This is a genomic window from Pseudomonas sp. CHM02, assembly GCF_000612585.1.
Classification (GTDB): Bacteria; Pseudomonadota; Gammaproteobacteria; order Pseudomonadales; family Pseudomonadaceae; genus Aquipseudomonas.
On record NZ_JFCA01000037.1, the window covers coordinates 46,223 to 59,830 of the forward strand.

Genomic DNA, 13,608 nt, shown 5'->3' on the forward strand with positions numbered 1-13,608 from the left:
GATGAGTGTGTCCCCGCGACAACATTGGATCGGCGTATTAGCCCGCGCCCAGCTCAATGAACTGCAACCTCACGAAGCCGCGTTGAAAGACGCCGAATACCAACTGATCCGCGCCCCGGAAATCGGCATGACCCTGGTGCGCGGGCGCATGGGCGGCAACGGCGCGCCGTTCAACGTCGGCGAAATGAGCGTGACCCGCTGCGTGGTACGTCTGGCCGATGGTCGCACCGGCTACAGCTACCTGGCCGGGCGCGACAAGGTCCATGCCGAGTTGGCCGCCCTGGCCGATGCCCACCTGCAAGGCGCTCACCCAAGCAGTTGGCTCAGCGACCTGATCACCGTGCTGGCCAGCGCCCAAGCTCAGCGCCGCGCGCAAAAAGAAGCCGACACGGCGGCCACCAAGGTCGAGTTCTTCACCCTGGTGCGAGGAGAAAACTGATGAATGCTCAGCTGTTGCAACCGGCGTTTGTCGACCCGGTACTCGATGCCCAACGCGGTTTTCGCGCCGCGCTCAAAGCCCTGGCCGAACCGGGCTTGATCCAGCACCTGCCATCCGCACCGCGCCTCGACGGCCTGGCACCCGCCACCTACGCCTTGTGCCTGGCCCTGTTGGACACGGACACGCCGCTGTGGCTGGCGCCGAGCTTCGACACGCCGCTGATCCGCGCCAACCTGGCCTTCCACTGCGGCTGCCCGTTGACGTCGAATCGCGATGACGCGGTCTTCGCGCTGCTCGGTGAACAGGATCTGCTCGACCTTGGCGGCTTCGACCACGGCAATGACCGTTACCCCGACCAGTCCTGCACCTTGCTCGTGCAGCTCACCGACCTTGAGTCCGGTCGCGGCCTGCTCTGGCGCGGCCCAGGCATCAAGGCCCAGCGCCAGGTGCACCTGCCGGTGCCACAAGCCTTCTGGCAGGAACGCCAACGCCGCGAAGCCTTTCCCCGTGGCCTCGACGTGCTGTTCGCCGCCGGCCATCACCTGATCGGACTGCCACGCAGCAGCCGCATCACAGAGGAGCACGCCTGATGTACGTAGCCGTCAAAGGTGGCGAACAGGCCATCGACAATGCCCACCGCCTGCTGGCGAAAAAGCGCCGGGGCGACACCGCGATTCCGGAACTGAGCGTGACGCAAATCCGCGAGCAATTGCCATTGGCCGTGGCGCGGGTGATGACCGAAGGCTCGCTGTTCGATGAAGAACTCGCCGCGCTGGCGATCAAGCAAGCAGCGGGCGACCTGGTGGAAGCGATCTTCCTGCTGCGTGCCTACCGCACCACGCTGCCGCGCTTCAGCCCGAGCCTGCCGATCGATACTGCGTACATGTCGCTGAGCCGGCGCTTGTCCGCCACGTTCAAGGACGTGCCCGGCGGACAACTGCTCGGCCCGACCTTCGACTACACCCATCGCCTGCTGGATTTCGCACTGCTGGCCGAAGGTGAATACCCAGGGCCGCAGACTACGCCGGAGGCGACGTTGGAAGCCTGCCCACGCGTGCTCGGCCTGCTCGCCAAAGAAGGCCTGATCAAGCACGAAGCCGACGACAACGCCAGCGTCGCCGACATCACCCGCGACCCGCTGGAATACCCTGCCAGCCGCGCCGAACGCCTGCAAGCCCTGGCCCGAGGCGATGAAGGTTTCCTGTTGGCGCTGGGTTACTCGACCCAGCGTGGCTACGGCCGCAACCACCCGTTTGCCGGCGAGATCCGCATCGGCGATGTGGAGGTGTGGATCGACCCGGAGGAACTGGGCTTCCCCATTTGCCTGGGCAGCATCGAGGTGACCGAGTGCGAGATGGTCAACCAGTTCGTCGGCTCGGCCACCGAGCTGGCGCAGTTCACGCGTGGCTATGGCCTGGCGTTCGGGCATGCCGAGCGCAAGGCCATGGGCATGGCGCTGGTCGACCGCTCGCTGCGCGCCGGGGAATACAACGAAGAGATCGTCTCGCCGGCCCAGCGTGAAGAGTTCGTGCTGGCCCACTGCGACAACGTCGAGGCCGCGGGCTTTGTCTCGCACCTCAAATTACCGCACTACGTGGACTTCCAGTCCGAACTGGAACTGATCCGCAAACTGCGCCAACCCGCCGAGGGCTCTCGCCATGAATGACACGGCCTACAACTTCGCCTACCTCGACGAACAGACCAAACGCATGATCCGCCGCGCCTTGCTCAAGGCCGTGGCGATCCCGGGTTACCAGGTGCCGTTCGGTGGTCGCGAGATGCCATTGCCGTATGGATGGGGCACCGGCGGCATGCAACTGACCGCCGCGATCCTCGGTGCGGACGACGTGCTCAAGGTCATCGACCAGGGCGCCGACGACACCACCAACGCCGTCTCCATCCGCCGCTTTTTTGCACGCACCGCTGGGATTGCTACCACCGAAGCCACGCCGGACGCCACGGTGATCCAGACCCGCCACCGCATCCCGGAAACGCCGCTGCAGGCCGGGCAGATCATGGTCTACCAAGTGCCGATCCCGGAGCCGCTGCGCTTCATCGAACCGTCGGAAACCGAGACCCGCACCATGCACGCCCTCAACGATTACGGGGTGATGCACGTGAAGCTCTACGAAGACATCGCCACCTTCGGCCATATCGCCACCAGCTACGCCTACCCGGTGATGGTCGATGAGCGCTATGTGATGGACCCGTCGCCGATTCCCAAATTCGACAACCCGAAACTCGACATGAGCCCGGCGCTGATGCTGTTCGGCGCCGGTCGCGAAAAGCGCCTGTACGCGGTGCCGCCGTACACCGAAGTCACCAGCCTCGACTTTGAAGACCATCCGTTCGAAGTACAGCAGTGGGCACACAACTGCGCGATCTGCGGCAGCCATGAATCGTTCCTCGATGAGCTGATTCTGGATGACGCCGGGACCCAGAGTTTTGTGTGTTCCGACACCTGGTATTGCGCCCAACGGGTGAAGGAGAACAACCAGTGAACCAGCCGTTATTGCAAGTGCGTGACCTGTCCCTGTTGTACGGCCCAGAGAAGGGTTGCCAGGGTGTTAGCTTTGATCTGTACCCCGGCGAAGTGCTGGGCATCGTCGGCGAATCCGGCTCGGGTAAATCCACCTTGCTTTCATTGTTGAGCGGGCGCCTGCCACCCCAAGCCGGCAGCATCGGCTACCGCAGCAAGGACGGTGAATGGCTCGATCTCTACAGCGCCAGTGAGGCCGAACGCCGCACGTTGTTGCGCACCGAGTGGGGTTTTGTCGAGCAGAACCCCCGCGATGGCCTGCGCATGGGCGTGTCGGCCGGCGCCAATATCGGCGAGCGCCTGATGGCCCAGGGCATGCGCAATTACGCGCAACTGCGTGGCGCGGGCCTCGACTGGTTGAGCCAGGTGGAAATCGATCCGCAACGCATCGACGACTTGCCGCGCACGTTCTCCGGCGGCATGCAGCAGCGTCTGCAGATCGCCCGCAACCTCGTCTCCAGCCCACGCCTGGTGTTCATGGACGAACCCACCGGCGGCCTGGATGTGTCGGTGCAGGCGCGCCTGCTCGACCTGCTGCGCGGGCTGGTGCGTGAGCTGGATCTGGCGGTGGTGATCGTCACCCACGACCTGGCCGTCGTACGCCTGCTGGCCGACCGCCTGATGGTGATGCGTCGCTCGCGGGTGGTGGAGACCGGGCTTACGGACCAAATCCTCGACGATCCACAGCACCCTTACTCTCAACTGCTGGTGTCTTCGGTATTGCAGCCATGATGAATGCCTTGATCGAGGTCCGTGACCTCTCGAAAACCTTCACCCTGCATCAGCAGAACGGCGTGGTGCTCAACGTACTGCGCGGCGTCGAGTTCAGTGTGCAGGGCGGTGAATGCCTGGTGCTGCATGGCCAGTCCGGTGCGGGCAAGAGCACCTTGCTGCGCACCCTCTACGGCAATTATCTGCCGGCGGGCGGCAGCATCCGCGTACGACATGCCGGCGAGTGGCTGGAACTGGTCGGCGCCGAACCGCGTGACATCCTGCAGGTACGCCAGCAGACCCTGGGCTATGTCAGCCAGTTTCTGCGGGTGATCCCCCGCGTGGCCTGCCTGGATGTGGTGATGGAGCCGGCCCTGGCCCGTGGCTGGTCCAAGGGCAATGCGCAGTCCCGCGCCGAACACTTGCTGACGCGCCTGAACATCCCCCAGCGCCTATGGCAGCTGGCGCCCGGCACCTTCTCCGGTGGCGAGCAACAGCGCGTCAACATTGCCCGCGGCTTCATGGTCGATTGGCCGGTGATGCTGCTGGACGAACCCACTGCGTCCCTGGACGACAACAACCGCCAGGTGGTGCTGGAACTGATGAACGAAGCCAAGGTTGGCGGTGCCGCGCTGATCGGCATCTTCCACGACCGCGCTGCCCGTGAAGCTGTTGCCGACCGCCATTTCGACATGACCCCCACGCCTGTTGCCCCAGAGGAATACGCCCATGCCCGCTGAACAGATCCTCAGTAATGCCCAGATCGTCACGGCGGATCGCATGTTCCTCGGTTCGGTGGTGCTGCGCGACGGCAAGATCGTCGACCTCGCCGAAGGCCGCAGCCAGTTGCCCCAGGCCCAGGACCTGGGCGGTGATTACCTGTTGCCGGGCCTGGTGGAGTTGCACACCGACAACCTGGAAAAACACATGACCCCGCGCCCGGGTGTGGACTGGCCGTCGACCTCGGCGGTGCTCAGCCATGATGCGCAGATCATCGCGGCGGGCATCACCACCGTCTTCGATGCGGTGTCCATCGGCGATGTGAACCCCAAGGGCAACCGCATGAAGAAGCTGCCGGCGATGCTCGATGCCATCGCCCAGGCGGAAGGCGCCGGCCTGACCCGCGCCGAGCACCACCTGCACCTGCGTTGCGAGCTGTGCCACCCGGACACCCTCAGCGTGTTCCGCGACCTGGTGGAAAACCCGCTGGTGCAACTGGTGTCGGTGATGGACCATTCGCCGGGCCAGCGCCAGTTCGTGCTCGAGTCCAAGTACCGTGAGTACTACATGGGCAAGTACCACCTGAACGACGAAACCATGGACGCGTTCATCGTGCTGCAAAAGGCCAACTCCCTGGCGTACAGCGACCGCTACCGCGCGGCCATCGTCGAGCATTGCCTGGCGCGGGGCCTGTCGGTCGCCAGCCACGACGACGCGACCCTGGCCCATGTGGAAGAGTCGGCGCGCTACGGCATGACCATCGCCGAATTCCCCACCACCCTGGAAGCGGCGAAGGGCTGCCAGGCACTGAACATGAAAGTCTTGATGGGCGCGCCGAACGTGGTGCGCGGCGGGTCGCACTCGGGTAATGTGGCCGCCGCGGGCCTGGCGGCCGAGGGATTGCTGGATATACTTTCCAGCGACTACTACCCGGCCAGCCTGTTGCAGGCCGCGTTCGTGCTGGCCGACCAACAGGACGGCGGCGACCTGTCGCGGGCGGTCAAGATGATCAGCCTGGCGCCCGCGCACGCGGCAGGCCTCAAGGATCGCGGTGAAATTGCCATCGGCCTGCGTGCGGACATGGTACAAGCGCGCAGCCGCGAAGGGCTGCCTGTGGTGCAACAAGTGTGGCGACAAGCGAAGAGGGTGTTTTGATGGCAGGCAGGTTGATCTATCTCATCGGGCCCTCCGGCTCGGGCAAGGACAGCCTGCTGGATGCCGCACGCCCACGTCTGGCCGAGCGCGGTTGCCGCGTCGTGCGCCGCGTCATCACCCGCTCGGCGGAAGCGGTGGGCGAGGCGGCGCAGGGCGTGAGCCCGGAGCAATTCGCCGCGATGCTGGCCGAGGGCGCGTTTGCCCTCGACTGGCAGGCGAACGGCTTGTCCTATGGCATTCCCAGGGAGATCGACGACTGGCTGGCGGCGGGCGACGACGTGCTGGTCAACGGCTCCCGCGCGCACCTGGCACAGACGCGTGAGCGTTATCCGACAGCGCTGGTGTTGCTGCTGACGGTTGATCAGGCAGTGTTGCGACAGCGCTTGATCGCTCGGGGACGTGAGGCATTGGCGGACATTGAAGCGCGCCTGGCACGCAATGCGCGCTTCACGGCCGACTTGATCGCCGGGAACGGTGAGGGGTTGTTTGTACTGGACAACTCCGGGCCGCTGGCACATACGGTCGAGCGCCTGCTGTGCTGCCTGGACCACGGGCACTCGGCATGCGCCTGACGTTGCTCGGCACCGGCGACGCGCGGCAAGTCCCGGTGTATGGCTGCGAGTGCCCAGCGTGCGGTTTGGCGCGCAGCGATGCCAGCCTGCGCCGGCGTCCCTGCAGTGCGCTGGTCGAATGCGGCGACCAGCGCTGGTTGATCGACAGCGGTTTGCCCGACCTCACCGAACGTTTCCCGCCGCGCAGTTTCAACGGAATTTTCCAGACCCACTATCACGCCGATCATGCCCAGGGGCTGCTGCACCTGCGCTGGGGCCAGGGACTGGTGATTCCGGTGCACGGGCCGGCGGATCCGGAGGGTTTGTCCGACCTCTACAAGCATCCGGGCATCCTGGATTTCAGCCAGCCATTCAGTGAATTCGAAACCCGGCAGTTTGGCGAACTGAGCGTCACGGCGTTGCCGTTGCAGCATTCCAAACCGACCCTGGGTTACCTGCTGGAAGGCGAGGGGCGGCGTATCGCCTACCTTACCGACACCGTCGGCCTGCCACTGGCGACTCTGGCCTGGCTGCAACGCTTACCGCTCGACGTACTGGTGCTGGATTGCTCCATGCCGCCGCAGCCGCAAGCGCCGCGCAATCACAATGACCTGACGCTGGCGTTACAGAGCATTGACGAAACTGGCGCACAGTTGGGCGTATTGACCCATGTGGGGCATACGCTGGACGCGTGGCTGCTGGAGCATCGCCGCGAATTACCCCGCCACATCAGCGTAGGTTGGGACAACCGAGTCATCTGAACACCGCACAACCCCGTAGGAACCGGTTTGCCGGCTCCTACAGGTGGGCCGATGGGGTTTCAGCCAGCAGCTGTTCCACGTATTCGACAAACGCACGCGCCTTGGCACTTGCCATGCGCCCCGTAGGAAACACCGCCCATAAGGCCCTGGGCGGCAACGTCCAATCGGTCAGCACGGCCTTGACCTCGCCACTGGCCAACTCCGGTGCGAACATCCAGGTGGAAGACAGGGTCAGGCCCAAATGCCCCAGCACACCGGCGCGTACACCTTCCGCTGCGGTGACGCGCAGGCGGCCGTGGGCCACAAGGGGGTAGTGCGTGTCGCCCTGGGTGAAGTTCCAGTGCGAGCCTTCGCCGCGGGTATAGATGATCGCCTGGTGTTGCAGCACATCCGCCGGCGTGGCGGGTTCGCCGAAGCGTTCGAAGTACGTCGGAGTGCCGAGGATCACGCAAGGCGATTCGCCGATCTTGCGCGCCGTGAGGCTGGAATCATTCAGGTTGCCCATGCGCAGGCCAACGTCGATACCTTCTTCCACGAGGTTGAGGGTTCGGTCATCCAGCACCACCTCGATGTTTACATTCGGGTATTGCGCCAGGAACGGTCCCAGGTGAGGAATGATATGCATGCGAGCGAAGGTCACCGCCGCGCTGATACGCAGGTTGCCCGACAGCCCGGCGCCTGCCCCCCGCGCAGCCTCGTCTGCCTCGTTGGCCTCATCGATGGCACGCCTGGCTTTTTCGAAGAACGCCAGGCCTGCTTCGGTCGGTGTCAGGCCTCTGGTCGAACGCAGCAACAACCGCACCGCCAGGCGCGCTTCCAACTGCGCAATGCTTTTGGAGACAGCGGGCTGGCCGATGCCCAAGCGCTTGGCGGCCGCCGAGAACGAGCCGGTTTCGACAACGTGGACGAAGGTTTCCATCGCGGTAAGGCGGTCCATCGGGCGTCCTTGGGTTAGCGGCTGAGGGCGTCGAGCATTGCTGCCGGTTCTGGGCGTTGAGTGTAATCGGGGTTGACCTCGGCGTAACGGATCACGCTGTCCTGGCCGATCACATAGCGGGCGGGCATGGGCAGGGTCCACGCCGGGTCATCATTGATCAGTGGCAGGTTGTTGCCCAGGGCCTTGTACAGCTCGACCAGATAATCCGGCAGTTCAAAGCGCAAGCCGAAGGCATCGGCGACATCGTTGTGAGTATCGCTGAGGATCGGAAATTGCAGGTCGGTGATACGCGTGGACTTGCGGCTGTTGGCGGCGGTCTGCGGAGACAGTGCCAGCAGGTTGGCGCCGGTGGCCTTCAGCGTGGGCAGAAAGGCTTGCAGCGCCTGCAGTTCCAGATTGCAGTACGGGCACCACACGCCTCGGTAGAACGTCAGCACCAACGGGCCTTGAGCCAACAACGCAGCAGAGGAAACCAGCGTGCCATCGGCATCCTTGAGGCTGAACAGCGGCGCCTTGTCCCCGACCTTGAGTGCACGTAGCGCCGCGCCGCTAGCCATCAGCTCGGCAGTGGCGCGTTCCATGATCGGATGAATATGCGCCGGGGCGTTGTAAGGCGGCTTGCCGGCCTTGAAGTCGGCGCGGAAGGCATCGAGTGTGGCTTGAAGTGTCATGGCGTGTTCCCTCGGGAGATGAGCCGGGTTGGCTGGAGGGATGATGGGCGTGCGGGCAACAGCCTGAAAGTAGGGTGCGAGGCATAGGATTTATGCTTGGTTGGAATGGGAAAAGCCGTTTACGGTTTTCAACCGTGCCCGCTATTTATTCCCGTGCGAGGGCGCTCAATAGACGCCCACGTGTTTGAGTGCGCAGTATTGCCCGGTATCAACATTGTAAGTCGTCCAAGAGATGGCAGTTCGTAAGAATGGTTTCGATCTTATGTGAGCCTGGATTTATAGCGCGCTCAATATTCATTCAAGTCATGGGTCATGACCCACTCTTCAAGTGATGAGTTCTGTGGTGCCTATGGAATGCTGCGGATCCAGTGTGCGCCTTGCTTCGATGAGGTGTTGTCTGATTATGAATAATGTTTTGAAATTCATATTGTCTTTGGTGTGTTTTATTATTTTTAATTTTATATAAAACAACAGGTTGTCGGTTTTTTCTGAAGACGGCTTTCGGCTGTATGGTGTCAGGGTTTTACGAATACAAGGCTAAAGTGTTTTTGGGTTTTAGAGTGTGTCGAGTTGAATTAATTGGCCTCTGGCATGGCGTGAGCGGCTGTGCGAGTTTGAGGGTGTGCCGATAACGACTGCTGCTGTTGTAGCACTGGGTTCGGTATCTCGATTGTATTGATTCTACAGTTCGGGTCTGATTTGAATGAGGATGTTGTTTTATGAGAATGCCAGGACTATCTGTTACCAATGCCATTGTAAAAGCGGAGCTGATCCCAGTGGGCGGTATCAGCCCTGAGGGGCCCGCTGGGGTATATGCCTTAAACAGTAAGAAACGGGTTCTTACTACGGAACAGGCTGGAAACCATATTACCCGCGCAGGCTTCAAGTTTCATGACCGTAATGGGGACAACAAAATTGACTTGTCTGTTCGTATCTCCAAGGGCTTCACCCCGCAGCAGGCACAGCAGGCCAGGCAGGCACTGCAATCCTGGCAGGATGTCGCTAACGTGACCTTCACTGAGAACGTGCAGAAGCCTGACGGCAGCGTTGAAATCAATGATATGCCTGGAACGTCCGGTGGCGAGGCCATACTGCCCAACAAACATATCAAGGGTACGTTCGCAAATGTTGGTACGGCGAATGCGGATGCCAACCCTGCGCTTGGCAGTTTTTTCCGCGATGTCCTTATTCATGAAATAGGGCACGCAATAGGGTTGGAACACCCGGGTGACTATAATGGTTATGGTGACTATGAGCGCGATGCGGAGTATGCAGGGGATACTCGGGCTCGCTCTGTGATGAGTTACTATTCAGAAAAGAACCAACCGGGTCACGATTTCAAATCGTTAAGGCCCTCCGCGCCAATGATGGATGATATTGCGGCCGTCCAGAAGCTCTATGGGGCGAACACTAAAACTCGAAATACCGATACGACGTATGGGTTTAATTCCAATACGAACCGTGAAGCTTTTAGTTTGAAGTCGACCCACGACAATCCTATTTTCTGTGTATGGGATGGTGGTGGGAACGACACATTGGATTTCTCGGGGTATTCACAGAATCAGAGCATCAACCTCAATGCCGAGTCGTTTTCGGATGTGGGGGCATTAAAGGGTAATGTCTCCATTGCCAAGGGCGTCACGCTGGAAAACGCCGTAGGCGGTAAAGGGAATGACTCCCTTGTGGGCAACGAGGTTGCCAATCGTCTTAAAGGGGGAGCGGGCGCAGACAGGTTGTCAGGTGGCGGTGGTGGAGACACGTTTATATACGACCAGGCAAGTGACTCCACTCCGGATAACCCCGATGTAATCCTGGATTTTGAGAGTGGCGCCGACAAGATCGATTTATCCACTGTGCTGAAGCGGGCGAATATCAGCGCTCTCACATTAGCCGATCGCTTGACCGGGCAACCCGGTCAGGCGGTGATGAGTTACGACGAGGGTCGCGGTGAGGGAAGTATGGCCCTGGACCTGACGGGCAATGGCAAGGCTGATCTTTTAATAAAAAGTATTGGTCGGATGCAACCTGGTGATGTGCTGGCGCATGGCGATGCCCCAACGCCAGATCCTGAACCCAAAGAGCCCCAGCCGGAGCCGAAGGAACCCACGCCGAAGCCACGTCCGGACCCGTGCGATCCGAAGCCGGAGCCCTGCAATCCTGAGCCGGAGCCACGCGATCCGAAGCCGGAGCCCTGCAATCCTGAGCCGGAGCCACGTGATCCGAAACCGGAGCCCTGCAATCCTACGCCGGCCCCGTGCGATCCGAGATCGATTGAGCAAAATCAAGCTTAGTCGATAGAAACGATATGTTGTCCACGTTGAAAGTGCCGGCCACACGTAATCGCTTGTTGGTCGGAAGAATAGTCGGTGTCGTGGTACTCCTATCAAGTTGAGTGGAAAGGCAATAGAACGATCTCTCGATCCGTGGACGCTTTAAGTCAATGAGCAGGCTTGTGTGTGGGCGCGCTTGACGGGGGGGCGGGAGGTTTGTCATTGCCTGAGTAGTTTAAGTTGTTAAGGGTGACGCTAATTATTCAGCAGTTCGCAAGTGTCCTGCCTGCGAGCTGAAAGTTGTTGTTTATAAACTAACTTAGAGAATGTCGTTATGATTAATGTGAATGCACCTGCTGTAAATTATTATCTGTCCACACCGAGCGTGGCGCTTCAGCTTTTACCGGTGGTATATACCGGCAACCCTGGCGAGGGTAAGCCCGTCACTTCCTCTCATGGTGATATAAGCTCTGCACTAGACAAGCACGCCCTAACAGGATCCAGATTGCTCAATCTTTCTGCTCCGATGACAGGCGGACTCGCTAACCTGCAGGGGATGTATGGAACGAGCCCGCACTTCGGACTGCTTCAACGTGCGCAGGTTGCCCCTGGCAACGTGTTCACGGCTTATTGCCCGCCGAAACCTCAGGGCGATAACACGCCCACGGCCGAACCAAAACCTGATAACACCAAGCCCACGGCCGAGCCAAAGCCAGACAGCACCAAGCCCACCGCCCAGCCGAAGCCAACGGATGACACTACGTATGGGTTCAACTCGAATACTGGAAAACCGGAAACGAGCCTGACGTCCGCGTCCGATAAGCCAGAGTTCAATGTTTGGGATGAGCGAGGGATCGATACGTTTGACTTCTCCGGCTTCGAGCAGGATCAAATCATCGACTTGCGCGGCGGTGCACTTTCCAGCGTAGGTGGGATGAGAGAAAACGTCAGGATCGGCGAAAAGACTGTCATCGAAAATGCCGTCGGGGGAAGGGGCAATGATCGGCTGATGGGGAACAGTGCGGACAACGTGCTCACCGGTGGCGCGGGGGCCGATACGCTGGTGGGCGGAGGCGGTTGGAATACGTTCAAGTTCAATGCTTTCAGCGATTCAACCCGCGACAAGGCCGATTTATTGCTGGACTTCAATACGGGTCAAGACAAGATCGATCTGTCGCAAATGGCGCTCGACGGCAAGGTGGCGTTCAACTTCGTTGACGCCTATACGGGAGCGGCGGGGGACACCATTATCAAGTTCAATCCACACTCGGGACGTTACCTGCTGGCAATAGACCTTGATGGGGATGGCAAGACCGACTTCCTGGTTAAAAGCACCCGAATGATCAGTCCGGAAGATGTCATTGGGCTGAACATCAAAGACGGTGGTTATCTCTGATGATGTGATTGCGCCTCTTTAACTTGTAAGGTCGGGCGGGGCTTATTCAGTATCTGATTAAGCCCCGCCCTTTTGTGCGTGGTGAAAGCGTGTGATGAGCGGCTGCGAGTCTGTCAGGTCGATGAGGCGGTGCTCACCGAGGCTTCACGCGAAGCGCTCAGGAACCGCAGCAGCGCCATCAACGGGAATGCGCTGCCCACCAGCATCACACCCAGCCAGCCACCGTGTTCATATACGCTGCTGGCAATCGCCGAGCCGAACGCGCCGCCGATGAAGATGCTGGTCATATACAGCGCGTTCAGGCGGCTGCGACTGTTGGCATCGAGGGCGTAGATGGCGCGTTGGCCGAGCACCATGTTCATCTGCACGCAGAAGTCCAGGACCACACCGGTCACGGCCAGGCCGATGACGCTGTACAGCGGGTGCACGAAGGCCGGCAGGAAGCTCAGTGCGGCGAACAGCATGGCCAGCAGCGAGGCGCGGTGGGTGTGACCGGCATCGGCCAGTCGCCCGGCGATAGGCGCGGCGATAGCGCCCAGTGCGCCGACCAGGGCGAACAGTGCGATTTGGCTCTGGCTCAGACCGTGATTGCGCGCCAGTTCCAGCGGGGCGGCGGTCCAGAACAGGCTGAAGGTGGCGAACATGCAGCCTTGGTAGAACGCCCGTTGGCGCAATACCGGTTGCTTGCGCAGCAGGGTGCCCAGCGAGCCTAGCAGTTGGCCATAGCTGGCGGAGTGATCCGGCTGACGCTTGGGAATGGTCAGCATCAACACCAGGCTGATAAACGCCATCAACGCCGCTGCCGCCATGAACATCGCGCGCCAGCCGAAGTGGTCCGCCACGACGCTGGACACCGGCCGTGCCAGCAGGATGCCCAGCAACAGGCCGCCCATGATGCTGCCGACCACGCGGCCACGGGACTCGGCAGGCGCCAGGTGCGCCGCCAGCGGAATCAGGATCTGCACCGACACCGAGCTGAAGCCGATCAGCAATGACACCAGCAGGAACAGGTTCGGCTGCTCGGTAAACGCTGCACCCAGCAGGCTGGCGATCGCGAGTACGGTGGTGGCAATCATCAGCTTGCGGTTTTCCAGCAGGTCGCCCAGGGGCACCAGGAAAAACAGACCCAGGGCGTAGCCGATTTGCGTCAGCGAGACGATCAGGCTGGCCATGGCGGGCGTGAGGCCGATGTCCGGGGCGATCAACTCAATGATCGGTTGCGCGTAGTAGATGTTGGCTACGATGGCACCGCAGCAAAACGCAAACAGCATCACCATGCTCCGGGTCATGGTGCTTGTAGCGTGGGAAGTAGCGTTCATGGTGTTCTCATAAAAGCGAGGGAAAGTGGGGCGAGCCTAAAGACAACACCGTAGCCCGGGTAGGCCGCTGGCAGTGATAACACTCATGCCCGGTAATGATGAGTGAATCGTTAACTTTCTGCGCGAAGGGTGATGATAC

General features: G+C 61.0%; 14 protein-coding genes. 11 read left to right on the forward strand and 3 right to left on the reverse strand.

What is annotated here, in order from left to right; translation table 11 throughout:
* Position 1 precedes the first annotated feature (1 nt).
* From phnG to phnP, 9 genes are read left to right on the forward strand one after another with little or no spacing between them, the layout of a single operon-like run.
* Complete coding sequence (gene phnG, locus BM70_RS0121490) at positions 2 to 439, forward strand: phosphonate C-P lyase system protein PhnG (RefSeq protein WP_025857908.1); 438 nt, start codon at positions 2 to 4, stop codon at positions 437 to 439.
* Complete coding sequence (phnH, locus tag BM70_RS0121495) at positions 439 to 1,029, forward strand: phosphonate C-P lyase system protein PhnH (protein ID WP_025857909.1); 591 nt, start codon at positions 439 to 441, stop codon at positions 1,027 to 1,029. The genes phnG and phnH overlap by 1 nt, the downstream gene beginning before the upstream one ends.
* Entirely contained in the window at positions 1,029 to 2,105 is a 1,077-nt protein-coding gene (locus tag BM70_RS0121500; protein WP_025857910.1) for a carbon-phosphorus lyase complex subunit PhnI, read from the forward strand. Before phnH ends, BM70_RS0121500 begins: the two co-directional genes overlap by 1 nt.
* Positions 2,098 to 2,940: an alpha-D-ribose 1-methylphosphonate 5-phosphate C-P-lyase PhnJ gene (locus BM70_RS0121505; protein WP_025857911.1), complete on the forward strand. Its 843-nt coding sequence runs from the start codon at positions 2,098 to 2,100 to the stop codon at positions 2,938 to 2,940. Before BM70_RS0121500 ends, BM70_RS0121505 begins: the two co-directional genes overlap by 8 nt.
* Positions 2,901 to 3,710 (forward strand): phosphonate C-P lyase system protein PhnK, encoded by an 810-nt coding sequence (gene phnK, locus BM70_RS0121510; RefSeq protein WP_155952181.1) that lies wholly within the window; start codon positions 2,901 to 2,903, stop codon positions 3,708 to 3,710. Before BM70_RS0121505 ends, phnK begins: the two co-directional genes overlap by 40 nt.
* Entirely contained in the window at positions 3,710 to 4,429 is a 720-nt protein-coding gene (gene phnL / locus BM70_RS0121515; RefSeq protein ID WP_025857913.1) for a phosphonate C-P lyase system protein PhnL, read from the forward strand. Before phnK ends, phnL begins: the two co-directional genes overlap by 1 nt.
* A complete protein-coding gene (locus BM70_RS0121520; protein WP_025857914.1) occupies positions 4,419 to 5,564 on the forward strand; it encodes an alpha-D-ribose 1-methylphosphonate 5-triphosphate diphosphatase in 1,146 nt (381 codons plus the stop codon). Before phnL ends, BM70_RS0121520 begins: the two co-directional genes overlap by 11 nt.
* On the forward strand, positions 5,564 to 6,136 hold the full coding sequence (phnN, locus tag BM70_RS0121525; RefSeq protein ID WP_025857915.1) for a phosphonate metabolism protein/1,5-bisphosphokinase (PRPP-forming) PhnN: 573 nt from the start codon (positions 5,564 to 5,566) through the stop codon (positions 6,134 to 6,136). Before BM70_RS0121520 ends, phnN begins: the two co-directional genes overlap by 1 nt.
* Positions 6,127 to 6,876, forward strand: coding sequence for a phosphonate metabolism protein PhnP (gene phnP / locus BM70_RS0121530; RefSeq protein WP_025857916.1), 750 nt, complete (start codon positions 6,127 to 6,129; stop codon positions 6,874 to 6,876). Before phnN ends, phnP begins: the two co-directional genes overlap by 10 nt.
* A gap of 37 nt (positions 6,877 to 6,913) precedes the next feature.
* On the opposite strand, the gene BM70_RS0121535 is transcribed toward phnP, so the two are convergent.
* Together BM70_RS0121535 and BM70_RS0121540 are read right to left on the reverse strand one after the other, a co-directional pair.
* The gene (locus BM70_RS0121535; RefSeq protein WP_025857917.1) at positions 6,914 to 7,813 is read right to left on the reverse strand and encodes a LysR family transcriptional regulator; all 900 of its coding nucleotides are present in this window, start codon (positions 7,811 to 7,813) and stop codon (positions 6,914 to 6,916) included.
* Positions 7,814 to 7,827: 14 nt separating this feature from the next.
* A complete protein-coding gene (locus BM70_RS0121540; RefSeq protein WP_025857918.1) occupies positions 7,828 to 8,484 on the reverse strand; it encodes a peroxiredoxin-like family protein in 657 nt (218 codons plus the stop codon).
* A 719-nt stretch (positions 8,485 to 9,203) separates the two neighbouring features.
* On the opposite strand from BM70_RS0121540, the gene BM70_RS0121545 reads away from it, so the two are divergent.
* Together BM70_RS0121545 and BM70_RS32610 are read left to right on the forward strand one after the other, a co-directional pair.
* Complete coding sequence (locus BM70_RS0121545; protein ID WP_025857919.1) at positions 9,204 to 10,775, forward strand: M10 family metallopeptidase C-terminal domain-containing protein; 1,572 nt, start codon at positions 9,204 to 9,206, stop codon at positions 10,773 to 10,775.
* 313 nt (positions 10,776 to 11,088) lie between these two features.
* Positions 11,089 to 12,150, forward strand: a complete 1,062-nt coding sequence (locus tag BM70_RS32610; protein WP_043274322.1) for a M10 family metallopeptidase C-terminal domain-containing protein — start codon at positions 11,089 to 11,091, stop codon at positions 12,148 to 12,150.
* Positions 12,151 to 12,263: 113 nt separating this feature from the next.
* Here the strand turns inward: BM70_RS32610 and BM70_RS0121555 are convergent, their stop codons facing one another.
* Positions 12,264 to 13,469 (reverse strand): MFS transporter, encoded by a 1,206-nt coding sequence (locus BM70_RS0121555; protein WP_081782108.1) that lies wholly within the window; start codon positions 13,467 to 13,469, stop codon positions 12,264 to 12,266.
* Positions 13,470 to 13,608: the final 139 nt, after the last annotated feature.

Coding starts and splice junctions, on each gene's coding strand:
- phnP (WP_025857916.1), top strand. CDS start 6,127: ATGCGCCTGACGTTGCTCGGCACCGGCGACGCGCGGCAAGTCCCGGTG.
- BM70_RS0121500 (WP_025857910.1), top strand. CDS start 1,029: ATGTACGTAGCCGTCAAAGGTGGCGAACAGGCCATCGACAATGCCCAC.
- BM70_RS0121520 (WP_025857914.1), top strand. CDS start 4,419: ATGCCCGCTGAACAGATCCTCAGTAATGCCCAGATCGTCACGGCGGAT.
- BM70_RS0121545 (WP_025857919.1), top strand. CDS start 9,204: ATGAGAATGCCAGGACTATCTGTTACCAATGCCATTGTAAAAGCGGAG.
- BM70_RS0121505 (WP_025857911.1), top strand. CDS start 2,098: ATGAATGACACGGCCTACAACTTCGCCTACCTCGACGAACAGACCAAA.
- phnN (WP_025857915.1), top strand. CDS start 5,564: ATGGCAGGCAGGTTGATCTATCTCATCGGGCCCTCCGGCTCGGGCAAG.
- BM70_RS0121555 (WP_081782108.1), bottom strand. CDS start 13,469: ATGAACGCTACTTCCCACGCTACAAGCACCATGACCCGGAGCATGGTG.
- phnH (WP_025857909.1), top strand. CDS start 439: ATGAATGCTCAGCTGTTGCAACCGGCGTTTGTCGACCCGGTACTCGAT.
- BM70_RS0121535 (WP_025857917.1), bottom strand. CDS start 7,813: ATGGACCGCCTTACCGCGATGGAAACCTTCGTCCACGTTGTCGAAACC.
- BM70_RS32610 (WP_043274322.1), top strand. CDS start 11,089: ATGATTAATGTGAATGCACCTGCTGTAAATTATTATCTGTCCACACCG.
- phnG (WP_025857908.1), top strand. CDS start 2: ATGAGTGTGTCCCCGCGACAACATTGGATCGGCGTATTAGCCCGCGCC.
- phnL (WP_025857913.1), top strand. CDS start 3,710: ATGAATGCCTTGATCGAGGTCCGTGACCTCTCGAAAACCTTCACCCTG.
- BM70_RS0121540 (WP_025857918.1), bottom strand. CDS start 8,484: ATGACACTTCAAGCCACACTCGATGCCTTCCGCGCCGACTTCAAGGCC.